The organism is Lentzea alba (assembly GCF_011067745.1).
In the GTDB taxonomy this organism is placed as follows: Bacteria; Actinomycetota; Actinomycetes; order Mycobacteriales; family Pseudonocardiaceae; genus Lentzea; species Lentzea alba.
The window spans coordinates 384,644-408,016 of sequence record NZ_JAAMPJ010000002.1; the positions used below are offsets into that span (position 1 = coordinate 384,644).

The window sequence follows — 23,373 nt, forward strand, 5'->3', positions numbered from 1 at the left end:
CCGGTTGACAACCGGAGTCAGCGGTGCGGTCGTCCCGCGTGGAGGGTCCGAAACCGCAGGATTTACCCCATGAACGCGATCCGAGTGAGGGGCCTCCGGAAGGCCTACAAGGGCCACCAGGCGGTGGCAGGGGTGGATCTCGACGTCGCACGAGGCGAGGTGTTCGCGGTCCTCGGACCCAACGGCGCCGGCAAGACCACGAGCGTGGAGATCCTGGAGGGCCACCGCGACCGCGACGGCGGCGAGGTCAGCGTGCTGGGCGTCGACCCGGCCAAGGGCGGCCGCGAGTGGCGTTCGAAGCTCGGCATCGTCCTGCAGAGCGCGACGGACGCCGCCACGCTCACCGTGCGCGAAGCCGTCCACCACTACGCCAAGTACTACGCCGACCCGCGGGACCCGGAAGAGATCATCGACCTGGTCGGGCTCACCGAGAAGGCCAAGTCCCGCGCCGGCACGCTCTCCGGTGGTCAGCGGCGGCGGCTCGACGTGGCGCTCGGCATCATCGGCCGCCCCGAGCTGGTGTTCCTCGACGAGCCGACCACCGGCTTCGACCCCGAGGCGCGCCGCCAGTTCTGGAGCCTGATCAAGCTGCTGGCGGCCGAGGGCACCACGATCCTGCTGACCACGCACTACCTGGACGAGGCCGAGGCGCTCGCCGACCGCGTGGCCGTGCTCGCCGGCGGCCGGATCGTCGCCGAGGGCACGCCGCGAACGCTCGGCGGCCGTGCGCACGCCGACGCCACGGTCCGATGGCTGTCCGACCGCGGCTACACCGAGATCAGGACCTCGGAGCCCACCAAGGCGATCGCCGAACTGTCCCGCAACGGCGAGCTGGCCGAGCTCACCATCACCCGCCCGTCGCTGGAAGACGTCTACCTGGAGCTGATCAAATGACCACCGCGGTGCTGCCCGGAACCCTGTCCCTCGGTCTCGCGAGGGGTGCGACCGAACTGCGGGAGTTCTTCCGGCAGAAGGAAAACCTCATCTTCACGGTGTCGCTGCCGGCGATCCTGATGCTGCTGCTCGGCACCGTCTACGTGCGCGAAGTGGCACAGGGCCAGATGTTCGCGGCGAGCATGATCGGCGCCGGCATCATCTCGACGTCGTTCGTGGGCCTGGGCATGAGCGTCGTGGCCGACCGCGAGGACGGCACGCTGAAGCGCCTGCGCGGCACGCCGATGCCGTTCACGTCCTACTTCATCGGCAAGATCATCCTGGTCTTCGTGTCGAGCCTGGTCGAGGCCGTGCTGCTGATGATCGTCGCGATCGTGCGGTTCGACGTGCAGCTGCCCTCGACGGCCGAGAAGTGGTTCACGTTCGGCTGGGTCTTCGTGCTCGGCATCATCTCGTGCTCGCTGATCGGTGTCGCGCTCAGCTCGATCGCGAAGTCCACCCGGAACGCGGCGGGCGTGCTGAACCTGCCGTACATCGTGTTGCAGTTCCTGTCCGGTGTCTTCATCAGCACGGCGGCGCTGCCGGAGTCCCTGCGGGTGACGGGTTCGCTCTTCCCGCTCAAGTGGGTGTGTCAGGGTTTCCGCTCGGTGTTCGCACTGAACGACGGCTACGCGGTCATGGAGGCGGCGGGATCATGGGAGCTCGGGAAGATCGCGCTGGTGCTGGGAGCGTGGACGATCGGCGGCCTGGTACTCGTGAGCAGGACTTTCAAGTGGAGCAACGCCGCCAGCTGATCACCTGGTACGTGCTCTTCGCGATCACGCAGGTCACCGCGCTCGTGCTCGTCCTGATCGACAACAGCACCCTCGCCGACCGCCTGTCGGCGGCGGGGTTGTTGTGCTTGAACGGCGTGTGGTTCGTGCTCTACGGCAGGCGGCTGGTGGTCCGCGGGGACGACGACTGGCGCGGATTCGTCTACGCGGCCGGATCGCTGGTCACCTTCGCCCCGGCGGTCTGGTTCAGCGGCAACGCGACCTTCGCCCTGTTCGGCCTGGTCCCGCAGATCTACATGGTGCTGCCGCTCGGATGGGCGTTCGTCCCGACGGTGGTGTTCGTGCTGACGCCGCAGGTCCTGACCTGGCTGGCGGGCAACGAGCCCTCCCTGCCGTGGGCGGCGGCCCTGCTGATCATCGGCTTCTCCCAGGCGTTCGGGTGGGCGATCACCCGGATCGTGCAGCAGAACCAGCAGCGCGGTGAGCTGCTGGAGCGCATCGAGGCGCTGACCATCGAGGCCGAGCGGGCGCGGTGGTCGGCGGACATCCACGACACCCTGGCACAGGGCTTCACCTCGATCATCACGCTGTTGCAGGGCGCGCAGCCGAACGTCGAGCTGGCGCTGCAGACCGCGCGGGAGAACCTGCGCGAGGCCAGGGCGTTGGTCGCCTCCAACGCACCGTCACCTTTGGACGGTTCGACGTTGGAAGACGCGTTGCGGCGGCTGATTTCCGGGGTCGCGCTGCCGTCGACGTTCCGGGTGATCGGGGACGTCGTGCCGTTGACGACCTCGGCCGAGGTGGTGCTGCTGCGGACCGTGCAGGAGGCGTTGAACAACGTCGTCCGGCATTCCGGGGCCACGCGGGTCGACGTTGTGATGAGGTTCGACGAGGACGGCGTCTCGCTGGAGGTGCGCGACGACGGCCGCGGGTTCGGTGACGCGCCCGAGGGGTTCGGGCTGCGCGGCATGCGGGCCCGGCTGGAACAGGTGGGCGGGACGCTCTCGTTGTCTTCGGACGAAGGGGCGTCGGTGCTGGTGGAGGTGCCGCTGTGATCAGGATTCTGCTGGTGGACGACCACCCCGTCGTGCGTCAGGGGTTGAAGGGCATGCTCGTCGCCGACGATCTGGAGGTCGTCGGCGACGCCGGGTCGGGCGCCGAGGCGATCGCTCAGGCCGCCCTGCTGAAGCCCGACGTCGTGCTGATGGACCTGCGGATGCCCGAAATGGACGGTGTCGCCGCGACCGCGAAGATCGTCGGAACCGGGCCGCGCGTGCTGGTGCTGACGACGTACGAGACCGATTCGGACATTCTTCGCGCGGTCGAGGCCGGCGCGTCCGGCTACCTGCTGAAGGACTCGACCACGGAGGACCTCATCGCGGCGATCCGCGCGGCGTCGCGCGGCGAGACAGTGCTGGCGCCGTCGATGGTCGCGAAGGTCGTCGGGCAGGTCCGCACACCGCCGCTGTCCGCGCGCGAGGCCGAGGTGTTGCGGCTGGTCGCGAAGGGGATGTCGAACGTCGAGATCGGACGGACGCTGTTCATCTCGGAGGCGACCGTGAAGACTCACCTGCTGCGGGTGTTCAACAAACTGGGCGTGTCCGATCGGACGGCCGCGGTCACCACTGCGATGGATCGCGGGATGCTGCAGTAACACCCCGCCGTCACGGCATTAGTGCACAGTGGTGAAAGAGCCGAGCGGCCCGGCGGCCGTTCGAGTGCCACCCCCCGGCGAACTCGGCATCGGCGCAACAATCTGTTCATTCGACTATCACGGGCAGTCGTCGACGCTGTTCGCAACATCAGTCGGGGGGACAGGTGCTGCGAGAGACGATTCTTTTCCTGGAGGAATTTCTCCACGGTCGCGGCGCGCCCGCAGTGACCAAAGCCGTGGTGGGCATCATGTCTTTCGCCGTGCTCCTGGGCGCGGCCCTCGGCAGCACCGCGATCAAGTCAGGCGCACTGGTCGCCGTCGTACTGCTCGTCACGATCGCCGGAATCGCCCTGGTGGTGAACCGCCGGAGCGACCGGCGAGAACTCGCGACACAGCAGGAGCTGCTGTCTCGCTACTGCAACCAGCTAGACAAAACGCGGCCCGGCTATCAGATTCTCGAATGGAAGGAGACCACCGTCATCGGCGACCGAGGTGACGCCTGCACAAAGGTGACGGTCAAGCTTCGTCCATTGGGAACAGATCTGCTGTTCGTTCGCCTGAAGTTCGGCTGCGGCTGGCCCCAGCCGGCCAAGTATCGGCGCCAGGTCAAGATGGCGGTGCGCAACGTGCTCGTGGACGGCTCTCCCGGAACAACGCTGCACAAGACGCTGTCCTGGCCCAGAGACGGAACACTGGCAGCGGTGATTCACTTCCACGAGCCACCGCTGCACGATTCCGAAATCTCGTTCGCGGTCGAACTGGATTGGCCGAGGCAGTGCCTGCCACTCGTGGAAGGCTCGCCGGACGAGTTCTCCCTCATGTTCGCCCAACCGGTCGCGCACGCGGTGTACCGGGTCGTTCTGCCCACGGGCACCGATGCCTACCTGGAACCGATCGGCCCCCTCGACGAGGGCTACGACCTGCGCAAAGACCAGGACGACCTGAACACGCGATCGATCACCCTGGAGCTGTTCGACCCGCCTGTCCGCCATCGCGTCGGCGCACGGCTGGAACTCAGAAAAGATCAGCGTGCGGTCTCACACCGCTGACGAGCAGCGAATCAGTCGTCCTCGTCCGTGGTACCGCTGTTCCCACCCATACCTGCACACATCCGCAACACTGAAGTTACCCTCCGTGATCATTTGCGAGTTGAGGTTGCGGACCGTAACAAACTCTCTCGTCATGATCAACTCGACCGCCGCGTGAGCCACGACACCCGGCCGACATGCCCCGGCCACCCGCCTGCAACACTGTGAACTCCGGCAACGGCGCCGGTCAGGTCCACTTCAAGTCCGATCGCCCCGGAGGCGTGACCACATGACCCAGACCGCCGATCCGACCTCGTTGGTGCTTCCCGCCGAGCTCAAGCCGTCCGACGGCCGCTTCGGCTGCGGACCGTCCAAGGTGCGTCCCGAGGCCGTCGCGGCCCTCGCGTCCGAAGGTGCGGCGCTGCTCGGCACGTCTCACCGGCAGAAGCCCGTCAAGAACCTCGTCGGCCGCGTTCGTTCCGGACTGCGCGAGCTGTTCCAGCTGCCCGACGGCTACGAGGTCGTGCTCGGCAACGGTGGCACCACGGCGTTCTGGGACGCGGCGTCGTTCGGCCTGGTCCGCGAGACCGCGCAGCACTTCACCAACGGTGAGTTCTCGAGCAAGTTCGCGAAGGTCACGCAGACCGCACCGTTCCTGAAGGACTCGCTGGTCACCAAGGCCGAGCCGGGCACCGCGCCCGAGCTGTTCTACGCCGAGGGCGCCGACCTGGTCGGCTGGGCGCAGAACGAGACCTCGACCGGTGTGGCGATGCCCGTCACCAGGATCGAGGGCTCGAAGGACGCGCTCATCGCGATCGACGCGACGTCCGGCGCCGGTGGTCTGCCGGTCAAGGCCGAGGACTTCGACGTCTACTACTTCGCGCCGCAGAAGTCGTTCGCGAGCGACGGCGGCCTGTGGCTCGCGCTGATGTCGCCGGCGGCCCTGGCCCGCGTCGAGGAGCTCAAGGACCGCTGGGTGCCGGAGTTCCTGTCGCTGCCGACCGCGCTCGACAACTCCACCAAGGACCAGACGTACAACACGCCGTCGGTCGCCACGCTCTTCCTGCTGGCGCACCAGATCGACTGGATCAACGGCAACGGTGGTCTCGACTGGTCGGTCGCGCGCACCAAGGACTCGAGCGACCGTCTCTACGGCTGGGCCGAGAAGACCGCGTACACCACGCCGTACGTCGAGAAGGCCGCCGACCGCTCGCAGGTCGTCGGCACGATCAACTTCACCGACGACGTGGACGCGGCGACCGTGGCGAAGGTGTTGCGCGCCAACGGGATCGTCGACGTCGAGCCGTACCGCAAGCTCGGCAAGAACCAGCTGCGCGTCGCGATGTTCCCGGCCATCGAGCCGAACGACATCACCATCCTCACCCAGGCCATCGACTGGGTGGTCGGCCAGCTCTGAGTGCTTGATGAGGGGAGCTTTCACAAACCTGAGGTTTGTGAAAGCTCGCCTCATCAATTTCCAGCCGGGGGCGCACCCTGGCGGATCGGTGCGCCTCCTCTTTCAGGCGAGGGCTTCGGTCGGGGACTGGCGCGCGGCGCGGACCGCCGGGTAGACGCCGGCGATGGCGCCGATGAGCACGGCCGCGCCCACTCCCCCGAGCAGGGCGGGCCAGGGCAGTGCCGCCGGCCACTTCTGGCTGATCGAGTAACCAGCCGTGACCGCGATCCCGACGACCACCCCTACCAGGCCGCCGAGGCCGGACAACAGCACCGACTCGGTGAGGAACTGCCACCTGATCTGCCGCCGGGTCGCCCCGAGCGCCCGCCGCAGACCGATCTCCCTGCGCCGTTCCAGCACCGAGATCACCATCGTGTTCGCCACGCCGACGCCACCCACCAACAACGCGACCCCGCCCAGTCCCAGGAAGAGCGCGTTGTAGCTGTTCTCCGCGATCTGCTGCGCGGCCAGCGCGTCCGACGGCCGGGACACCTTCACCTCGTTGGACTGCTGAGGGTTCAGCGTCGGGCCGAGCAGCTTGCGGACGGTGTCGACCTGCTCCTTGTCGGTCCGCACGTACACGGTGCTCGGGCTGCCGTCGAACCCGAACGCCTCCTTCGCCGCCTCCCAGCCGATCAGCGCGGCCCGGTCGATCTCCGGCGACAACGGCAGCGGCGCCAAAATCCCGACGACGCTGAACCACTGCCCGTCGATCCACACCTGCGCGCCGACGCGGTCGATGCCGAGCCGGGACGCCGCGGTCGAGCCGAGCACGATGGTCTTCTCGCCGGACTCCAGCCAGCGACCCTTGTCGACCTTGGCCTCCAGCACCTTCAGCAGGTCCTCGTCGGCCGCCGCGACCCGCAGCCCCAGCGTGTCGCTGGACGGCACGAGGTCGGTCTTGCGCACGTTCGCCGAGATGCCGCCGGTCGCGCTCGCCCCCGTCACCGCGCCGATCCGGCGGGCCATCGGCACCGCGGTCTCCGGCAGCTTGGCCTCACTGCCGCCGAACGTCTGGCCGGGCGCGGCGGTCAGCAGGTTCGTGCCGAGGGTGGCGAGCTTGTCGCGCAACGCCTGCCCGCTCGACGCCGGGATGCCGATCACGGCGACCAGCGCGGCGATGCCGATCGCGATGCCCAGCGCGGACAGGACGGCGCGCATCGGGCGGGTGCGCATCCCGAAGAACCCGAGGCGCAGCAGGTCCATCACACGATCACCCCGTCGCGGACCTCGACGCGACGCGGAGCGCGTGCCGCCACGTCGCGGTCGTGCGTGATCAGCACGACCGTGGTGCCGTCGGAGTTGAGACCCTCCAACAACTCCAGCACACCGGCGCCGTTGCGGGTGTCCAGGTTCCCGGTCGGCTCGTCGGCCAGCAGGATCCCCGGCGTGTTCACCACCGCACGGGCGATCGCGACGCGCTGGCGTTCACCACCGGACAGCTCGTGCGGCTTGTGCAACGCCCGGTGGATCAACCCGACTCTGTCCAAAGCGGACATCGCCAAAGCCCGTCTCTTGTGCCGTGGCACGCCCGCGTACACCAGGCTGGCGGCGACGTTCTCGATCGCCGACAGCCCGTCGGTGAGGAAGAACTGCTGGAAGACGAACCCGATGGTGCGCGCTCGCAGCGCCGACAAAGCGTTGTCCGACAACGACGACACGTCGTGGCCATCGATCTCGACGCGACCCGTCGTGGGCTTGTCCAGTGTGCCCATCAGGTGCAGCAGCGTGGACTTGCCGGAGCCGGACGGCCCGACGATCGCGAGCATCTCGCCGCCCCCGACGGTCAGCGACACGTCCCGCAACGCCTGCACGCCACCGGGATACGTCCGCGAGGCGTGGTCGATGGTGATCACTCGGTGGTCACCACCTTCATGCCCTCCCGCAGGCCCTCCCCGGTGACCTCGACCTGGCCCTTGGCGAAGAGGCCGACGGTGACCTTGATGATCCTGCGGTCCTCGGTCTCGACGCCGTAGCCGCCCTCGGCCAGCGCGAGCAGCGCGCCGATCGGCACGGCGAGCACGTTCTGCTTCTTGCCGACCGTGAACACCGTCGAGACGGTGGCGGAGTCGACGCCCTCGGCGGCGGCCGGGTCGTCCACGGCGATGGTCAGCACCAGCTTCGGCTTCTGGTCCATGCCGTTGCCGGGGGTCTTGGTGACGGACTGGATGGTGCCGGTGGTGGGCTTGCCGCCGGGGATCGACAGCTCGACCTTCTCGCCGACCTTCGCGAGGCGCTGCTTGTTGGTGTCGAGCTCGACGGTGACGGCGCGTTCGGTGCCGGTCACCTTCATCAGGTCACCGGCGGCCGGTGCGCCGAGCTGTGCGCTGAGCGCCGACACGCGGACCGCGCCGGGCTGCACCACGACGTCGCCCTGGCCGAGCTTTCCGTTCTGCTCCAGCCCCAGTGCCTTCTGCCACTTCTTGATGGCGGAGGCGGTGTAGGAGGTGAACTTCTCGTCGGGAGTGCCGAAGTCCTGGAACCCCAGGGCGGCGAGGTTCTCCTCGACGACTTTGACGTCGGGCCCGTTCGGCACGCCCGCTTCCAGGTCGCGGTAGAGCGGCAGCGAGCCGTAGAACAACGGCACAGGCTTCGCGTCCGCCCAGTACAGCGGCTTGCCGCGGGCGACGACCGAACCCTGTTCCGGCAGACCGGTGATCGTGCCTCCTTTGCGGCCGGCCAGCGCTCGTTCCGCGCCGTAGCCGAGCTGCCCGGAGATGGACTGCTGGTCCGCGAGGTTGGTCTTCTTCACCGGGGCCGTCTTGGACGGCTCGGCCTTGGGCGGCTCGGCGTTCGCCTGGCTCGACGCGACTCTGGTGAGGACCACGACGCCGCCGGTCCCGAGCAGGACGGCCGCGATGATCGCGGTGATGATGATTTTGCGCTTCACTTCCCCTCCACCGCGGCGGTGCCGGCCATCTGGAACTCCATGCCGCAGTCCTTCATGTCCTGCTTGATCTTCTCGTCGTCCATGTCCGGCAGCTCGATCGCCTGTCCCTTGGCGTTGCCGTCGAACTCCGGGTCCGGCCAGTTGTGTCCCTTGTCCCGCATGCACTTCGCCTGCTGGCGCATCTTGTCCTGCTCCTCGGGCGACGGTGGCTTGAACTCGCCACCGTTGGGCAGGTGCTGCTTGCACGCGTTGTGCGCGGTCTCGAACTTGCCCGCCTGGCCGTCGGCGCCGCCGGCTTCGTCGGCCGGCATCGCCCGCATCATGACGCCGCCCTTGCCGTCGTCCTCCGGGTCCGGCATGTCGATGCCGTTCTCCCGCATGCACTGGGCGAACTTGACCATGTCGCCCGTGTCGTCCTTCTTGGCACCGCCGTTGTCCTGCTTGCTGCCACAGGCGACGAGCGCCAGCAGCACGGCGATCAGCACTGGGATGGTTTTCTTCACGGCGACAGGTCTACGGAGGACGTCATTCGACGGCGCTAAGCGAAAGCCTTTATCCGGCGCTTATCCGCGGCAAGCGGAAAATAGGTGTCATGCGCGTGCTGGTGGTCGAGGACGAACAGCTGCTCGCGGACACGGTCGCCGAGGGGTTGCGCAGGTTCTCGATGGCGGTCGACGTCTGCTACGACGGCGAAGCGGCGTTGGAACGGGTGGGGGTGCACGCGTACGACGTCGTGGTGCTGGACCGCGACCTGCCTCTCGTCCACGGTGACGACGTGTGCAAGGCCGTGCACGCGACCGGTGGCGAGGCACGGGTGCTGATGTTGACCGCGGCAGCCGAAGTGGACGACCGGGTCGCCGGCCTCGGGCTCGGCGCCGACGACTACCTGACCAAGCCGTTCGCGTTCGCCGAACTGGTGGCGCGCGTGCAGGCACTGGGCCGCCGCGCCCGGCCCGCGCTGCCGCCGGTGCTGATGCGGGCCGGGGTGACCCTGGACCTGCCCCGGCACCAGGCGTCGCGGGACGGGAAGTTCCTGCCGCTGTCCCCGAAGGAGTTCGCCGTGCTGGAGGTGCTGATGCGGGCCGAGGGCAACGTCGTGAGCGCGGAGGAGCTGTTGGAGAAGGCCTGGGACGAGCACGCCGACCCCTTCACCAACGCCGTGCGGGTGGCGGTGATGACGCTGCGCCGCAAGCTGGGCGCGCCGCAGGTCATCCAGACCGTGCCCGGTGCCGGCTACCGGTTCGGCTCGTGAGGCTGCGGACCAGGCTGACGGCCTGGTACGCCGGGGTGTTCCTGATCGCGGGCGTCGCGCTCATCGCGCTGAACTACTGGCTGCTCGCCGAGTGGATGCCGATGGACGGGGCGGTGGCCGCGCGGGCCCTTCCCACGGATCCGTACGGGTCCTACGCGACGATCGAGGCCGCGCAGCTGCCCGCCGACACCGTGGTGGTCACCGGCGAGCAGTTGAAAGCAAGCACGATGAGCACGGTGCTGTGGCAGTCGATCATCGCGCTGCTGGTGGCGGCGGTGATCGCCGTCTGGCTCGGCTGGGTGGTGGCCGGACGGGTGCTGGCGCCGTTGCACTCGATCACCACGACCGCGCACAGGCTGGAGGCGACGCGGCTGGACCAGCGGATCGAGCTGGACGGGCCGCCGGACGAGCTGAAGGAGCTCGCGGACACCTTCGACGGCATGCTCGACCGGCTCGCGTCGTCGTTCGACAGCCAGAAGCGGTTCGTCGCGAACGCCTCGCACGAGCTGCGCACGCCGTTGGCCGTGCAACGGACGTTGATCGAGGTGGCGCTGGGCGCTCCCGACGCGTCGGACGAGATCCGCCGTCTCGGAGCGCATCTGCTTGACACGAACGAGCGCAGCGAGAAACTCATCGACGGGTTGTTGCTGCTTGCGCGCAGTGACCGCGGGCTGGCCACGCGGGAGCTCGTGTGGCTGGACGAGACGATCGAGGACGAGGTCCAGTCGTGCGCGTCGCTGGCGGCGTCGAAGGAGGTCACCTTCGACGTGTCGGTGCGGCCGTACCTCGTCGAGGGCGATCCGGTGCTGCTGGCCCAGCTCATCGGCAACCTGTTGCGCAACGCCGTGCTCTACAACAAACCTGGCGGGACCGTGTCAGTCCGCCTTGGTCGAGAACTCGTGGTCTCGAACACCGGGCCGACCGTGCCCGCGGAGGCCGTGCCGGGTCTCTTCGAACCGTTCCGGCGGCTGCGTGACCGCGTCGGAACCGCTGGCTCCGGCCTCGGACTGTCGATCGTGCAGTCCGTCGCGAGGGCCCATCAGGGGTCGGTGAAGGCTCGTCCGAACGGGGGAGGCGGTCTGGTGGTCCAGGTGAACCTTCCGGAAACGGGAGTGCGACAGCCCTCGTGAACTGGCAAGATCACGTTGAGATATCGGCGAGTCTCCCACCCTTGGACGGCTCGTTGTCCTAACGTTGTCTGCTGGCGAGGTGCGAATTCAGGGAGGCCACGATGCGAGCGCTGCGAGTCATCGGGCTCGACGAGGACGGCAAGTCCGTCATCCTCGAGGACCCCGAAAACCGCGGCGAGCGCTTCACGCTCCCCGCTGACGAGCGCCTTCGGGCGGCCCTGCGCGGTGACCTGGCGCGCCTCGGCCAGATGCAGATCGAGTCGGGTGAAGCCCTCATGCGGCCGCGGGAGATCCAGGCCCGCATCCGCGCGGGTGAGTCGATCGAGCAGGTCGCGGCTGCCGCCGGCATGCCGACGCACCGCATCGAGCGCTTCGCCTACCCCGTGCTGCTGGAGCGTTCGCGCACGGCCGACCTGGCCCAGCGCGCGCACCCGGTGCGTGAGGACGGGCCCGACGTGCAGACGCTCGGCGAGGTCGTCGCGCACTCGTTCGGCCTGCGCGGACACGACCTCTCGGACACCTCGTGGGACGCGTGGCGCGGTGACGACGGCCGCTGGATCGTGCAGCTGCACTGGAAGACCGGGCGCTCGGAGAACCGTGCGCACTGGGCGTTCCACCCCGGTGCGCAGGGCGGCACGGTGACGGCGCTGGACGACGCCGCGGTCGACCTGATGGACCCGAACCCGAACCGGACTCTGCGCACGGTGCGGCCGGTGACGCAGCTGGCGCGGCAGGCGCTGGAGGCGACTCCGGTGCTGCCCACCGCGGTACCGATCGCGGAGGAGCCCGTGTCCGTTCCGGCGCAGGCTCCTGCCCCGGCACCCGCGCCGGCTCCGGCCCCGGCCCCCGCTCCGGTGGTGGCCGAGAAGCCGGTACAGGAGAAGCAGCCCGAGCCGGAGCCCGCGCCTGCCCCACCTGCACCACCGGTGAAGAAGGAGCAGGAGCCCGCGGCCGAGAAGCCGGTGCGCAAGGACCCTCCTCCGAAGCGGGGGAAGAAGAACCACCCCATCGTCCCTTCGTGGGAGGACGTTTTACTGGGAGTGCGGTCGAACCGCTGATTGACGCCCAGTGGGACGCCGTGTCGCGCTGGCTGCCGGAGTGGGTGCATTCCTCGGGCTGGCCTGGTGGGGAGTGTTCGAGCTCATCAGCTCGGGCGCGGTCTGCACGTTCGAAGACTGGGGCTGCCTCGGCGCCTTCGTGATGACCTTGCCGGTCTTCGCGGTGGCCGGGGCGGTCCTGGGCGGGTTCGCACTGCGTTCGCTGAAGGTGTCGCGGGCATGGCTGGTGGCCGTGCCCGCGACCCTCATGGCCGTGACGACCATGGTGTTCCTGCTCGGCCAGCCCTTTCTCGGCTTCGCGGTGTTCGCCGCGCTGTACTCGTTGATCGCCGTGCTCACGGCGACGCGGTGAAGGTGTTGTAGAGGATCTGTGCAGATCGCCCTCCTTCGCGCGGTGATCGGATAGTTCTTTGCGCATGTTGTTGCGCACGGTCGTGGGGGCCGTCGCCGGAACGTTGGCCGGCATCGGATTTGTGGCGTCTCTCGAAGCGCTCACGCGGTACTGCTACGAAGGCCCCGGCCGCAGGGGATGCGGTACCCCGCCCGTGCAGACGTTCGGGCTGGGCTTCTCGCTCTGGATGATCGTCGCCGCGGCCCTGGTCTACACGGGGTTCCGGCTGCTGCGGATGGAACGCGGCTGGTGGGTGGCCGGGATCGGCAGCGGCCTGTGGTTCGTGCTGATCCTGGCGGTCATCTACCTCAGGATGAACGCGGACGGCATGTACCAGGAGGAAGGCCATGAGTTCCTCGCGGCCGGGTACCTGGCCGCGGCGGGTGCCTCCTACGCGATCGCCGCTCTGTGCACGGGCCGGAGGCGGGCGTGGTGACGCGTGCGGTGATGGGCGCGATCGCCGGGTTGCTGGGCGCGGTGGGGACCGGATCGGCCCTGGTCGGCCTGTACCTGGGGTTCTGCGGGTTCGTGACCCCGAAGCCGTGGGAGCGCCGGGAGTGCGTGGTCCGTGAGTCCGCTGAGCAGGGGATTCTGCTGGTGCCCGTCGTGCTGCTGGTGGGGCTGATCGGGACGGCGTTGCTGCACGTCTGGCTGCTCAAGCTGCGGGACCAGCCCCGGCCGTGGTCGGTGGTCGTACCGGGGACGTTGCTGGTCATCGCTCTCCTGACGGTCCGCGGGTCCTGGGGGCTGATCGGTGCGCTCGCGGTGCCGGCGACGGCGTTCGCGGTGGCCGGTGTGATCACCGGGTTCGGGCCGTGGCGGGAGATTTTGAGGGCAAGGGCGCGGTGAATCGGTCGATCGCCTTTCCGGACTGCCCGATGAAGGGTGAGCCGTGCGACATGTTTCCGGACGTCCTCACGCCGGCCTACGCGATCGGCTGGTCGCTGCTCTGGGCGTTCATCGCGAGCCTGCTCGTGTTCGTGGTGTTCCAGCTGACCAGACGGACCGGCTCCGACGACGCGATCGCGCTCGGCTGCCTGTGCTGGGTGCTGTTGTTGATCCTGTGCGGGGTGCTCGGAACGCTGCGTGGCGACTTCGTGCCCGTCGCGGTGCCGGTGGTCGCCTTCGGGCCGGCAGCGGTGGTGATCTGGCGCCGGCGGTCGAGTGGTTCTGCTCATGGCGAGGTCTCCGGCAAGTCAGCATGATCGGCCGCATGAGGACGGCGACGGCGGCACTGGTGGGGGCGGCGGTGTTGCTGGCCGTCACCGTGTTCGTGCAAATTCAGCTGCCGGCGGAAAGCGCGATCTTCGTGGTCGCGATCGCGGCGGCCGTCGGCTACGCCTTGGCTGCCGAGGTGACCGCTCGTTACGGTGGACGGCGTGACCGAACAGAGCACCGCGGGCAAGACGGGTAGGACAGGACGCCGGCTGTTGTTCCGGGTCGTCCTGTCGATGGCCGTCGGGGCAGGGCTGGTGCTCGGGTGGACGTGGGCGTACGAGTCGGGCTTCCTGAAGTCGTGGCTCGACAGCACGTCGATGTCGACGTTCCTGCTGCTCGTGCTGATCGGGTTGCCGCTCGCGCTGGTGTCCTCGCTGGTGCTGGCCGGGCCGATCCTGTGGATCTTCGGGGTGCGGCCGGTGTGGCCGATCATCCTGCTCGGGCCGATCGTGCTGGGCCTCGGGCTCTACTTCAAGGTGCACGAGCCCGTCCTCGGGTGGTTCACCAACCGGCACCACGCCGAGGCGTTGCTGGCCGCCGTCGCCTACGGGCTGGTCGGCCTGGCCACCTTCAAGAGGGCATAGGGATCTCGTCCAGCAGGTGCAGGTCCCAGCCCTCGCGTTCACACCAGTCCTCGGCCTCCTCACGGGTGACGAACATCGCGTGCCGAGGCCTCGGGCCGGCCAGGTGGTCCCAGCCGTCGGGCGCCAGCACGTAGTTCGCTCCTTCGTGTGAAGCGATGAGCCGTCCGTGTGGAAACGCCATCGTCTGCTCGGTTCGCAGAAACCGCGTCATGGTGGTCATCGTGCCCTTGACCTCGACCTAAGTCGAGACAGCAGGCTCCGGTGGGGAGAAAAACCGGATGCTGACTGTCGGTCGTACTTCGTACTTTGGAGACGACCTGGAGGGGGCTCACCGCGTGAGCGATCAACGTAACTCGACGATCCGGACCTTGCGGAGGTTGTGGCCGTACGTGCGGCCACACCGCGCACGGATGGCTGTCGTGCTGTCGGCGACGATGCTCGCGATGCTGTGCGGTCTCGGCATCCCGCTGCTCACTCAGCGCATCGTCGACGGTTCGATCCAGAACAAGCAGACCGACCTGCTGCCGTGGCTGATCCTGGGCGTGCTGGTGCTCGGGCTCAGCGAGGCCGGCCTGTTCTACATCCGGCGCAAGATCGTCGCCCGGCCCGCCGCCGAGGTCGAGGCGCGCATGCGGCTCGACCTGTACCAGCGCCTTCAGCGGTTGCCCGTGGCGTTCCACGACAAGTGGCAGTCCGGTCAGCTGCTGTCCCGCGCGACGAACGACCTCACGACCGTGCGGCGGTTCGTGGCGTTCGCGGTCATCTTCCTGATGGTGAACACCGTGGTCGTGCTGATCGGCCTGGGCATCATCGCGGCGCTCTCACCGTGGCTGGTGATCGTGTCGCTGTGCGGCGCGCTGCCGTTGATCGTGATCTCGTACTTCTTCGAGGCCAAGTTCAAGATCGTTGCGCGCCGGGCCCAGGACCAGGCCGGCGACCTGACCACGACGGTCGAGGAGTCGGTGCTCGGCATCCGGGTCCTCAAGGCGTTCGGGCGCGGGCCTGACCTGTCAAAGCGGTTCCTGGCGCAGGCCCGCGAGCTGCGGGCGACCGAGCTGCACAAGGTCTCGATCCTGGCCGCGTTGTGGTCGGTGCTGATCGTGCTGCCGGAGCTGTCGATCGCGGGCATGCTCGGCGTCGGCGCCATCGGCATCGTGAACGGCTGGATGACGGTCGGCACGCTGGTCGCGGCCGTCGCGGTGAGCGCGTACCTGCGCTGGCCGATCGACTCCATCGGCTGGTTGCTGGCGGAGACGAACCAGGCCGCGTCGGCGCTGGAACGCTACTGGGAGGTCATCGACTCCCCCGTGACGATCACCAGCCCCGCCTCGCCCGCGCCGCTGCCGACGCCGCTGCGCGGCCACGTTCGGTTCGAGGGCGTGCGGTTCGCGTTCGAGGACGGCAACGAGGTGCTGTCGGGGGTGGACCTGGACCTGCGTCCCGGCGAGACGGTGGCGCTGGTCGGCGCGACCGGTTCCGGCAAGACGACGCTGACCGCGCTCGTGCCGCGGCTCGCGGACGTCACCGGTGGCCGGATCACGATCGACGGGACCGACGTGCGGGACCTGTCGCTCGAGGACCTGCGGCGGGTGGTCGGCACGGCGTTCGAGGAACCCGTGCTGTTCTCCGCCTCGGTCACCGAGAACGTCGGGCTGGGCGTGCCGGACGTCTCCGAGACCGCGGTCCGCGAGGCGTTGCGGGTGGCCAAGGCCGAGGAGTTCGTGGACGCGTTGCCGTGGGGTCTCGCGACCCGCATCGGCGAGCAGGGCCTGTCGCTGTCCGGTGGTCAGCGGCAACGGCTGGCGCTGGCCCGAGCGGTCGTCGGCAGGCCGTCGGTGCTGGTGCTGGACGACCCGCTGTCCGCGTTGGACGTCCACACCGAGGCCGAGGTGGAAGGGGCGTTGCGCCGGGTGCTGCACGACGTCACGGCGTTGGTCGTGGCACACCGGTCGTCGACGGTGCAGCTCGCCGACCGCGTCGCGATGCTGGTCGACGGAAAGATCGCCGCGATCGGCTCGCACCGGGAGTTGTTGGAGACGAACGAGGAATACCGGCGCCTTCTGTCCAACATGGACAGTGAGGAGATCGTGGAAGAGGAGGTGGCGTCGTGAGTGAAGAACAGTGGCGCGGCGTCGCCGCGGAGGAGATCGAGGAGATCTCGCACTCGACGGGCCTGCGCCTGCAGGCCCGCTCCCGCAAGCTGCTGGGTTCGTTGCTGCGCCCGCACATCGGCCTGGCGTCACTGGCGGTCGCCGCGGTGATCGGCGGCAACCTCGCGAACCTCGCGGGCCCGCTGCTGATCGCCGCCGCGATCGACAAGGGCATCCCGGCTGCGATGAGCGGCGGCGCGTGGGTCCTGGTGTGGTGCGTGGCCGGTTACGCGGTCTGCGCGGTGCTGACGACGTTCCTGCGCTGGGCGTTCCTGCGGATCTCCGGCCGCGTCGGCCAGGACCTGGTCCTGGACCTGCGCGGGCGGATCTTCCGGCACTCGCAGCGCCTGTCGGTCGGGTTCCACGAGTCCTACACGTCCGGCAAGGTCATCTCCCGCCTGACCAGCGACGTCGACGCGTTGCAGGACCTGCTGGAAGAGGGCCTGGACAGCCTGTTCAACGCCGCCCTGTCGGTGGCGGGCATCGCGATCATCCTGCTCTACCTGGACGCCCCGCTGGCGTCCGTCGTGGTGGCGGGCTTCCTGCCGCTGTACTTCATCTGGCGCTGGTTCCGCCGCCGCTCGATGGAGGCCTACCGGGGCACGCGCGGCGCCATCGCGAAGATCATCATCCAGTTCGTCGAGTCCATGAACGGCATCCGCGCGGTGCAGGCGTTCCGGCGCCAGCCCCGCAACGAGCAGATCATGAAGGGCTTCAACGGCCAGTTCCGCGACGCGAACACCGACGCCCTGGGCGTGATGGCCACGTTCGTCGCCACGATCCGGGTGATCGGCAACGTGTCCCTGGCCGTCGTGCTGGCCTGGGGCGCCTACCGAGTGGTGGGCGGCGCCCTGGAACTGGGCGTGCTGGCGGCGTTCATGCTGTACCTGCGCCGCTTCTACGACCCGTTCGACGAGCTGGCGATGTTCGCGAACTCCTACTCCTCGGCCACGGCCGCGCTGGAGAAGATCTCCGGCATCCTGGAGGAGGAACCGTCCGTCCCGGAACCCGCGGCACCGGTGGCCCTGCCGCACGCGCGGGGAGCCATCAAGTTCGCCGACGTCGAGTTCAGCTACCCCGGCACTTCCCGGCAGGTGCTTCCTCGCTTCTCCCTGGACGTGCCCGCGGGCCAGACCGTGGCCCTGGTAGGCGCGACCGGCGCCGGCAAGACCACGGTGGCGAAGCTCGTCGGCCGGTTCTACGACCCGTCCGCAGGCTCCGTGCTGCTGGACGGCGTGGACCTGCGTTCCGTGGCGGACACGGACCTGCGCCGGGCAGTGACGATGGTGACCCAGGAGAACTTCCTGTTCTCCGGCTCAGTGGCGGACAACATCGCCCTGGGCCGCCCGTCCGCATCCCGTTCCGAGATCGAGGCAGCAGCCGCCGAACTGGGCGCGCACGAGTTCATCGCCGCCCTCCCCGACGGCTACGACACGGACGTCCGCAAACGAGGCGGCCGCCTCTCCGCGGGCCAACGCCAGATGGTCGCCTTCGCGCGCGCCTTCCTGGCCGACCCAGCCGTACTGGTCCTCGATGAGGCAACATCATCACTGGACGTCCCCACCGAACGCGCAGTCCAGGCCGCCCTGGAAACAGTGCTGGCCGACCGGACGGCGTTCATCATCGCCCACCGCCTGTCGACGGTCTTGATCGCAGACCGCGTACTGGTGCTGGATGGTGGCATTGTGGTGGAAGACGGCTCCCCAGAGGAGCTGATCGGTGAGCGGGGCCGTTTCGCGGCCCTGCACACGGCCTGGCGCGACTCGCTCGCCTAGGCCTGAGGTCGCGTTCGCGCCAATGGGGATCTGGCGCGAACGCGACCCGCGTCGGGACTGGTTCCAGCGGAGGGTCACCGCGCCGGGTCATTTCATCGCCGCTTCGCGACGATTTCGATTGGGGCTTGACTTCGGGGCCCTTGCGAGGCGCATATCGGCCTGTAAAAGCCGGGCTGATAGAGCGCCCGGCCGATCCGAACACGGTAGCACCTCGCACCCAAAGTCAAGCCCCAATCGCGCGATGGTCGCCTTATCACCGCTTGGCCAGCGGTTCACTCTATCGTGGTCGCCTTTAGGCGTTATCCCGTCGTGATCTTGCAGTAAAGTAGAACACGTGATCGAAACCCGACTCCTCCCCACCGACGAGCTGCTGCGCAGTCTCGTTGATGAGGTGGTGGAGATTCGGGTTCGCGAGAATTCCGTGTTGCAGAAGATTGCCGAGTTGGATCGGCGTGGGGCTGCGGTTGAACTGGGTTACAAGAATTTGCCGCAGGTGTTGCGGCACGCGGTCCGCTGGGATCTTACGACGGCCAAGAAATGGGTCGCGAATGCCGGGCTGTTGGCGAGTGAGATTACGCCGACCGGCAGCGAGCTCGCGCCCGTGCTTCCGGTGACTGCTGAGGCGGTGGCCGAGGGTGCGTTGTCGGTCGAGCACGTCGCGGTGGTCGCCGAGGTGATGAAGACCCTGCCTGCCGAAGCCGAAGACTCCGTCGTCAGCTTCGCACGTGAGCACGAGCCCAGTGCGGTGCGCGCGTTCGGCAAGGACCTGGCCTACCGGCTCTACCAGAACGACCCCGAGCCCCGTGAGCCCGAACCCGCGTCGCAGGTCAACCAGCACGTGATGCACTGGAAGAACGGCATGCTGGAGATCAAGGCCCTGCTGGACACGGTCACCGGCGCCAAGTACCAGGCGCTGCTCGATCCGCTGGCGAAGCCGCGCCCCGAGACCGTCGAGGACGGTCCCGACCTGCGGTCACGTGCCGTGCGTGAAGGTGACGCGCTGGCGGAACTGGTCGACCTGATGCTGCGTGCCGACCAGCTGCCCGAGCACGGCGGCGAACCGGTCACGCTCACCGTGACCATGCGCTACGACGACCTCGCCAAGCAGGTCGGCCAGGCCACGCTGGACAACGGCGAACGCGTCCCGGCCGACCAGGTCCGTCAGCTGGCGTGCAGCGCGGGCATCATCCCGCTGCTACTGGGGGCGAAGTCCCAGCCGATGGACATCGGCCGCAAGACCCGCACCTTCACCGCCGGAATCCGCCGGACCCTCGTCGCCCGCGACCGCGGCTGCGCGTTCCCCGGATGCGGCAGGCCACCTAGACAATGCGATGCCCATCATATTCGCCACTGGTCAGACGGCGGCGACACCTCCGTCGACAATGCCGTCCTGCTCTGCCGCCATCACCACACGCTCATCCACCAAAGCGAATGGGACGTGACAATGGAGCACGGCATCCCCACGTTCTACGCACCCCGCTGGATGGACGAGCAGCGCAAGCCCCGGAGAAATCTTCTCCACGCCACTGCCTGATCGATACGAATAAAGCTGCGGCAACTCGAAGAGAGAGCCGCACCCCCTAATGCCGCGATGGGTGAGCCCGCTGCCGATCCCCCGCTGGGCAAGCGGTCATGACGCAACCACCGCGCGATTGGGGCTTGACTTTGGGTGCGAGGTGCTACCGTGTTCGGATCAGCCGGGCTCTCTATGCCCAGCTTTTGAAGGCCGATAAGCACCTCGCAAGGGCCCCGAAGTCAAGCCCCAATCGCAATCGTCGCGCAGCGGCGATGAATTGACCCGGCTCGTCAACCCGCCCGCGCAACCACCCGACCAAGGTGACCACCCGCTCGCAAGGCAACCCCTCCGCTGGAACGCGACCAGCCACCCGCAACGCGACCACCTCCACGCCACCCCCGTCCGATAGGTTCTGCCCCGAGGCTCCGGAAGACCGAGGAGGGTTTCGTGGAGTTGCGAGTCCGGGACGGCCGCGCCGTGCTCGCCGGGGAGGACGAGTCCGGTGAGCGTGAGGTCGACCCGCACAGCTTGCCCCTCGGCGCCGACCTCGCCGAAGCCCTGCACGAGTGGGCGAAGGTCGCCGACGCGGTGGTGCGCACCGAGACGCCGGCCGACGGGGTGGCCAGTGCGTTGGTCACGCGTCGGGGCAAGCAGCTCGCGGGCAGGATCGCGGCGGTCATGAACTCGCCGGTCAACTACACCGACCCGGTCAGCGGAGAACTTGTGAGCGTCGAAGCACCCGAGAGCGCCGCGAAAGCCGCGAAAGCCGAGAAAGACGAGTACCCACTGGCCACCGAGCCGGAGCCCACGCCGTGGGGTACCGGGCTCACGGTCAGCGGCATCACCGCGGCGATCGTCGCGGTCACCGTCGTGTCGCTCTCGCTGGGCCTGGGCGAGACCAGCAGGTGGCTCGCGCTCGTCGCGAACATCTTGGTCGTCGGCGGGCTCGCGCCGAGTGTCTGGCTGGGACGCAAGGTGCCGGTGTGGCGCTGGGTCGCGTACGGCGTCGTCACCGGGGTGCTCGTCGCCTGGCTCGCGCTGATCCTGACCCTGCTCTGAACCGGAAACCTCAGAACCAACTCAGAGCAACCAACTCAGAGCAACGCGTAGAACGCCACCGCCCCCGCGGTGGCCACGTTCAGCGAGTCCACGCCGGACGACATCGGGATCCGCACCGCGACGTCCGCCGCCGCGATCGCTTCCTCGGTCAGGCCCGGCCCCTCGGAACCCAGCACCACCGCGACGCGCCGGCCGCGCAAATTGGCATCTGCAAGATGCAGTGCGGACGGCCTGGGCGTCAGAGCGGCAACTGTGAACCCCTTGTGCCGCAACATGTTCAGCGCCGCAGGCCACTCATCCGTGGTAGCGAACGGCACGCGCAGCACGTGACCCATCGACACCCGCACGCTGCGTCGATACAGCGGATCGCTGCAGCCGGGGCCCAGTACTACGCCGTCGACGCCCAGCGCGGCGGCGTTGCGGAAGATCGAGCCCAGGTTCTCGTGGTCACCCACGCCCTCCAGCACGGCAAGGCGCTGAGCACTGGAAACCAGCGAGTCCAGCGACACCGCGGGAGCGCGATCGGCGGCGGCCAGCACGCCCCGGTTCAGGTGGAAGCCGACGACGGACGCCATCACCTCGGCTGACGTCACGTAGGCGGGAACGTCCAGGTCAGCGAGGTCGAGCGCCTCGATGCGGCGGCGCACGCCGAGCAGGCCGCGCACCGGGTACGGCGACGCCAGCAGGCGTTCCACCACCACGACGCCCTCGGCGATGACGAGTCCCCGTCCTCCTGGCCGGTCAGGCCGGCGATCGGCCGTCGACAGGTCGCGGAAGTCGTCCAGCCGCGGATCGGCCGGGTCGTTGATCTCGATCACCTTTGCCACGCCGGAAGTTTCGCATCCGGCCGGATGTGGAACAGGCGAGGTAGTCCGGAGGGTGGAACCACACACGCCCGACCAGCGGATGATCGCTGGTTGTTACCTCGACGTGACAGAGAGCACCGTTTTGGGCGATGTAAAGGAGGTTTCCGCTGTGTCACGTTTGGCGTTCCGCCTGGCCCGCGCCCACCGGCGCCGAGCGAAGGGGTAGCGGCATGGGAAGCGAAGTGTCCAGCCGCACGTTCACCAGAGACGATCGCCAGCGTTATCGAGAGAAGATGCAGCGAAGTCTCGACGCATTGGCCACGATGCTGGCCGAAGACACGTTTTCCTTTCCCCGTCGGCAGATGGGGCTCGAGATCGAGTTGAACCTCGTCGACGACGCGATGCGGCCGGCGATGGCCAACTCGGAGGTGCTCGAGAAGATCGACGATCCCTCCTACACGCTCGAGCTGGGACAGCAGAACCTGGAGATCAACGTCCCGCCGCGCGAGCTGGCGGGAGGTGAGATGCTTGGCCTGGAAGAGGAACTGCGCACGTCGCTCGACAACGCCGACGCCAAGGCCAACGACGTCGGCGCCAACCTCGCGATGATCGGCTTGTTGCCCACGTTGCGGGAGAGGCACTTCGACCGCAAGTGGCTCTCCGAGGCACCGCGGTACGCGCTTCTCAACGACACCATCTTCAAAGCCCGTGGCGAGGAGATGGTGTTGCACATGGAAGGTCCGGCGATGCCGGGCAAAGGCCCGGAGAAGTTGCTGAGCTACGCGGAGTCGATCCTGCCCGAAGCCGCGTGCACCTCGGTGCAGCTGCACCTGCAGGTCGAGCCGACGCACTTCGCCGCGCACTGGAACGCCGCGCAGTGCCTGGCCGGGGTGCAGGTGGCCATCGCCGCGAACTCGGCTTTCCTGCTGGGCAAAGCGCTCTGGCACGAGACCCGCATCCCGTTGTTCCAGCAGGCCACCGACACCCGCCCGGACGAGCTGAAGAACCAGGGCGTCCGCCCGCGGGTGTGGTTCGGTGAACGGTGGATCACGTCGATCTTCGACCTGTTCGAGGAGAACGTGCGCTACTTCCCCAGTCTGCTGCCCGAAACCGACGACGAGGATCCGTTGGAGACCCTCGAAGCCGGTGGCGCGCCTCGTCTTTCCGAGCTGCGCCTGCACAACGGCACGATCTGGCGCTGGAACCGCCCGGTTTACGACGTCGTCGACGGCGTGCCGCACCTGCGCGTCGAGAACCGCGTCCTGCCCGCGGGCCCCACGGTGCTCGACACGATGGCCAACGCCGCCTTCTTCTACGGCACCCAGCGCGCGCTCACCTCCCAGGAACGTCCGCTGTGGACGCAGATGTCGTTCCAGGCGGCCGAGGAGAACCTCTACACCGGCGCCCGGCACGGCATGCACGCCCAGCTGTACTGGCCCGGCATCGGCTGGATCCCACCGGACGAACTGGTGCTGCGCCGGCTCCTGCCGATGGCGCACGAGGGTCTGCGCGACTGCGGCGTCTCCGACGAGGCCCGCGAACGCTACCTCGGCGTGATCGAGCAGCGCTGCCTCGCGCGGCGCACGGGATCGTCGTGGCAGCGGGAAACCGTTGCGCTGCTTGAGGAACGTGGAATGTCGCGGGAAGCGGCCCTGAGCGGCATGCTCAAGCGGTACATGGAGCTGATGCACGCGGGCGAACCCGTGCACACCTGGCCCGTCGGCTGAACGGCCAGCCGG

The 23,373-nt window shown here is 68.4% G+C and carries 26 protein-coding genes; 20 read left to right on the forward strand and 6 right to left on the reverse strand.

Translation table 11 applies throughout. The features are described 5' to 3' along the window. Positions 1–69 precede the first annotated feature (69 nt). The 6 genes from G7043_RS10135 (at position 70) to serC (ending at position 5,766) form a co-directional block, all read left to right on the forward strand. Positions 70–894, forward strand: a complete 825-nt coding sequence (locus G7043_RS10135) for an ABC transporter ATP-binding protein (protein WP_207310919.1) — start codon at positions 70–72, stop codon at positions 892–894. After that, a complete protein-coding gene (locus tag G7043_RS10140; RefSeq protein WP_166045314.1) occupies positions 891–1,688 on the forward strand; it encodes an ABC transporter permease in 798 nt (265 codons plus the stop codon). The genes G7043_RS10135 and G7043_RS10140 overlap by 4 nt, the downstream gene beginning before the upstream one ends. After that, a complete protein-coding gene (locus G7043_RS10145) occupies positions 1,667–2,722 on the forward strand; it encodes a sensor histidine kinase (protein ID WP_166045315.1) in 1,056 nt (351 codons plus the stop codon). The genes G7043_RS10140 and G7043_RS10145 overlap by 22 nt, the downstream gene beginning before the upstream one ends. Further along, positions 2,719–3,321 carry a response regulator gene (locus tag G7043_RS10150; protein WP_166045316.1) on the forward strand — a complete coding sequence of 201 codons (603 nt, stop codon included), beginning with the start codon at positions 2,719–2,721 and terminating at the stop codon, positions 3,319–3,321. The genes G7043_RS10145 and G7043_RS10150 overlap by 4 nt, the downstream gene beginning before the upstream one ends. 164 nt (positions 3,322–3,485) lie before the next feature. Beyond that, positions 3,486–4,370: a hypothetical protein gene (locus tag G7043_RS10155; RefSeq protein WP_166045317.1), complete on the forward strand. Its 885-nt coding sequence runs from the start codon at positions 3,486–3,488 to the stop codon at positions 4,368–4,370. Between the two features lie 268 nt (positions 4,371–4,638). Beyond that, a complete protein-coding gene (gene serC, locus G7043_RS10160) occupies positions 4,639–5,766 on the forward strand; it encodes a phosphoserine transaminase (RefSeq protein ID WP_166045318.1) in 1,128 nt (375 codons plus the stop codon). Positions 5,767–5,868: 102 nt separating this feature from the next. Here the strand turns inward: serC and G7043_RS10165 are convergent, their stop codons facing one another. The 4 genes from G7043_RS10165 to G7043_RS10180 are packed head-to-tail and all read right to left on the reverse strand — an operon-like array spanning position 5,869 to position 9,198. After that, a complete protein-coding gene (locus tag G7043_RS10165) occupies positions 5,869–7,011 on the reverse strand; it encodes an ABC transporter permease (RefSeq protein WP_242642089.1) in 1,143 nt (380 codons plus the stop codon). After that, complete coding sequence (locus tag G7043_RS10170; protein WP_166045319.1) at positions 7,011–7,661, reverse strand: ABC transporter ATP-binding protein; 651 nt, start codon at positions 7,659–7,661, stop codon at positions 7,011–7,013. The genes G7043_RS10165 and G7043_RS10170 overlap by 1 nt, the downstream gene beginning before the upstream one ends. Further along, positions 7,658–8,695 (reverse strand): peptidoglycan-binding domain-containing protein, encoded by a 1,038-nt coding sequence (locus tag G7043_RS10175; protein WP_166045320.1) that lies wholly within the window; start codon positions 8,693–8,695, stop codon positions 7,658–7,660. The genes G7043_RS10170 and G7043_RS10175 overlap by 4 nt, the downstream gene beginning before the upstream one ends. Beyond that, complete coding sequence (locus tag G7043_RS10180; protein ID WP_166045321.1) at positions 8,692–9,198, reverse strand: hypothetical protein; 507 nt, start codon at positions 9,196–9,198, stop codon at positions 8,692–8,694. The genes G7043_RS10175 and G7043_RS10180 overlap by 4 nt, the downstream gene beginning before the upstream one ends. Positions 9,199–9,287: 89 nt before the next feature. Here G7043_RS10180 and G7043_RS10185 point away from each other — a divergent pair, with 89 nt between their 5' ends. The 9 genes from G7043_RS10185 (at position 9,288) to G7043_RS10225 (ending at position 14,328) form a co-directional block, all read left to right on the forward strand. Then, a complete protein-coding gene (locus G7043_RS10185) occupies positions 9,288–9,947 on the forward strand; it encodes a response regulator transcription factor (RefSeq protein ID WP_166045322.1) in 660 nt (219 codons plus the stop codon). Further along, a complete protein-coding gene (locus tag G7043_RS10190) occupies positions 9,944–11,077 on the forward strand; it encodes a sensor histidine kinase (protein WP_166045323.1) in 1,134 nt (377 codons plus the stop codon). The genes G7043_RS10185 and G7043_RS10190 overlap by 4 nt, the downstream gene beginning before the upstream one ends. Before the next feature lie 101 nt (positions 11,078–11,178). Beyond that, complete coding sequence (gene sepH / locus G7043_RS10195) at positions 11,179–12,135, forward strand: septation protein SepH (RefSeq protein WP_166045324.1); 957 nt, start codon at positions 11,179–11,181, stop codon at positions 12,133–12,135. 40 nt (positions 12,136–12,175) lie between these two features. Beyond that, positions 12,176–12,487, forward strand: a complete 312-nt coding sequence (locus G7043_RS10200; protein WP_166045325.1) for a hypothetical protein — start codon at positions 12,176–12,178, stop codon at positions 12,485–12,487. A gap of 64 nt (positions 12,488–12,551) precedes the next feature. Next, positions 12,552–12,962, forward strand: coding sequence for a hypothetical protein (locus G7043_RS10205; protein WP_166045326.1), 411 nt, complete (start codon positions 12,552–12,554; stop codon positions 12,960–12,962). After that, on the forward strand, positions 12,956–13,375 hold the full coding sequence (locus G7043_RS10210) for a hypothetical protein (RefSeq protein ID WP_166045327.1): 420 nt from the start codon (positions 12,956–12,958) through the stop codon (positions 13,373–13,375). The genes G7043_RS10205 and G7043_RS10210 overlap by 7 nt, the downstream gene beginning before the upstream one ends. 50 nt (positions 13,376–13,425) lie before the next feature. Then, positions 13,426–13,731, forward strand: coding sequence for a hypothetical protein (locus G7043_RS10215; RefSeq protein ID WP_166045328.1), 306 nt, complete (start codon positions 13,426–13,428; stop codon positions 13,729–13,731). A gap of 8 nt (positions 13,732–13,739) precedes the next feature. Then, entirely contained in the window at positions 13,740–13,940 is a 201-nt protein-coding gene (locus G7043_RS10220; RefSeq protein WP_166045329.1) for a hypothetical protein, read from the forward strand. Then, positions 13,906–14,328: a hypothetical protein gene (locus tag G7043_RS10225; RefSeq protein ID WP_166045330.1), complete on the forward strand. Its 423-nt coding sequence runs from the start codon at positions 13,906–13,908 to the stop codon at positions 14,326–14,328. The genes G7043_RS10220 and G7043_RS10225 overlap by 35 nt, the downstream gene beginning before the upstream one ends. Here the strand turns inward: G7043_RS10225 and G7043_RS10230 are convergent. Continuing rightward, the gene (locus tag G7043_RS10230) at positions 14,315–14,539 is read right to left on the reverse strand and encodes a hypothetical protein (protein ID WP_242642090.1); all 225 of its coding nucleotides are present in this window, start codon (positions 14,537–14,539) and stop codon (positions 14,315–14,317) included. The genes G7043_RS10225 and G7043_RS10230 overlap by 14 nt on opposite strands. A gap of 124 nt (positions 14,540–14,663) precedes the next feature. On the opposite strand from G7043_RS10230, the gene G7043_RS10235 reads away from it, so the two are divergent. The 4 genes from G7043_RS10235 to G7043_RS10250 all read left to right on the forward strand — a co-directional run bounded on the left by G7043_RS10235 (position 14,664) and on the right by G7043_RS10250 (position 20,828). Then, on the forward strand, positions 14,664–16,439 hold the full coding sequence (locus G7043_RS10235) for an ABC transporter ATP-binding protein (protein WP_313887785.1): 1,776 nt from the start codon (positions 14,664–14,666) through the stop codon (positions 16,437–16,439). Beyond that, positions 16,436–18,253, forward strand: coding sequence for an ABC transporter ATP-binding protein (locus tag G7043_RS10240; protein ID WP_166045332.1), 1,818 nt, complete (start codon positions 16,436–16,438; stop codon positions 18,251–18,253). The genes G7043_RS10235 and G7043_RS10240 overlap by 4 nt, the downstream gene beginning before the upstream one ends. 334 nt (positions 18,254–18,587) lie before the next feature. Further along, positions 18,588–19,787: an HNH endonuclease signature motif containing protein gene (locus tag G7043_RS10245; RefSeq protein ID WP_166045333.1), complete on the forward strand. Its 1,200-nt coding sequence runs from the start codon at positions 18,588–18,590 to the stop codon at positions 19,785–19,787. A 429-nt stretch (positions 19,788–20,216) separates the two neighbouring features. Further along, positions 20,217–20,828: a DUF2537 domain-containing protein gene (locus tag G7043_RS10250; RefSeq protein ID WP_166045334.1), complete on the forward strand. Its 612-nt coding sequence runs from the start codon at positions 20,217–20,219 to the stop codon at positions 20,826–20,828. Between the two features lie 35 nt (positions 20,829–20,863). Here G7043_RS10250 and G7043_RS10255 read toward each other — a convergent pair whose 3' ends face one another. Continuing rightward, positions 20,864–21,655: a TrmH family RNA methyltransferase gene (locus G7043_RS10255; RefSeq protein WP_166045335.1), complete on the reverse strand. Its 792-nt coding sequence runs from the start codon at positions 21,653–21,655 to the stop codon at positions 20,864–20,866. 209 nt (positions 21,656–21,864) lie between these two features. Between G7043_RS10255 and G7043_RS10260 the strand changes: the two genes are divergently transcribed. Beyond that, entirely contained in the window at positions 21,865–23,361 is a 1,497-nt protein-coding gene (locus G7043_RS10260; RefSeq protein WP_166045336.1) for a glutamate--cysteine ligase, read from the forward strand. Positions 23,362–23,373 lie beyond the last annotated feature (12 nt).

Coding starts and splice junctions, on each gene's coding strand:
- G7043_RS10165 (WP_242642089.1), bottom strand. CDS start 7,011: ATGGACCTGCTGCGCCTCGGGTTCTTCGGGATGCGCACCCGCCCGATG.
- G7043_RS10260 (WP_166045336.1), top strand. CDS start 21,865: ATGGGAAGCGAAGTGTCCAGCCGCACGTTCACCAGAGACGATCGCCAG.
- G7043_RS10185 (WP_166045322.1), top strand. CDS start 9,288: ATGCGCGTGCTGGTGGTCGAGGACGAACAGCTGCTCGCGGACACGGTC.
- G7043_RS10230 (WP_242642090.1), bottom strand. CDS start 14,539: ATGACGCGGTTTCTGCGAACCGAGCAGACGATGGCGTTTCCACACGGA.
- G7043_RS10205 (WP_166045326.1), top strand. CDS start 12,552: ATGTTGTTGCGCACGGTCGTGGGGGCCGTCGCCGGAACGTTGGCCGGC.
- G7043_RS10220 (WP_166045329.1), top strand. CDS start 13,740: ATGAGGACGGCGACGGCGGCACTGGTGGGGGCGGCGGTGTTGCTGGCC.
- sepH (WP_166045324.1), top strand. CDS start 11,179: ATGCGAGCGCTGCGAGTCATCGGGCTCGACGAGGACGGCAAGTCCGTC.
- G7043_RS10135 (WP_207310919.1), top strand. CDS start 70: ATGAACGCGATCCGAGTGAGGGGCCTCCGGAAGGCCTACAAGGGCCAC.
- G7043_RS10215 (WP_166045328.1), top strand. CDS start 13,426: ATGTTTCCGGACGTCCTCACGCCGGCCTACGCGATCGGCTGGTCGCTG.
- serC (WP_166045318.1), top strand. CDS start 4,639: ATGACCCAGACCGCCGATCCGACCTCGTTGGTGCTTCCCGCCGAGCTC.
- G7043_RS10140 (WP_166045314.1), top strand. CDS start 891: ATGACCACCGCGGTGCTGCCCGGAACCCTGTCCCTCGGTCTCGCGAGG.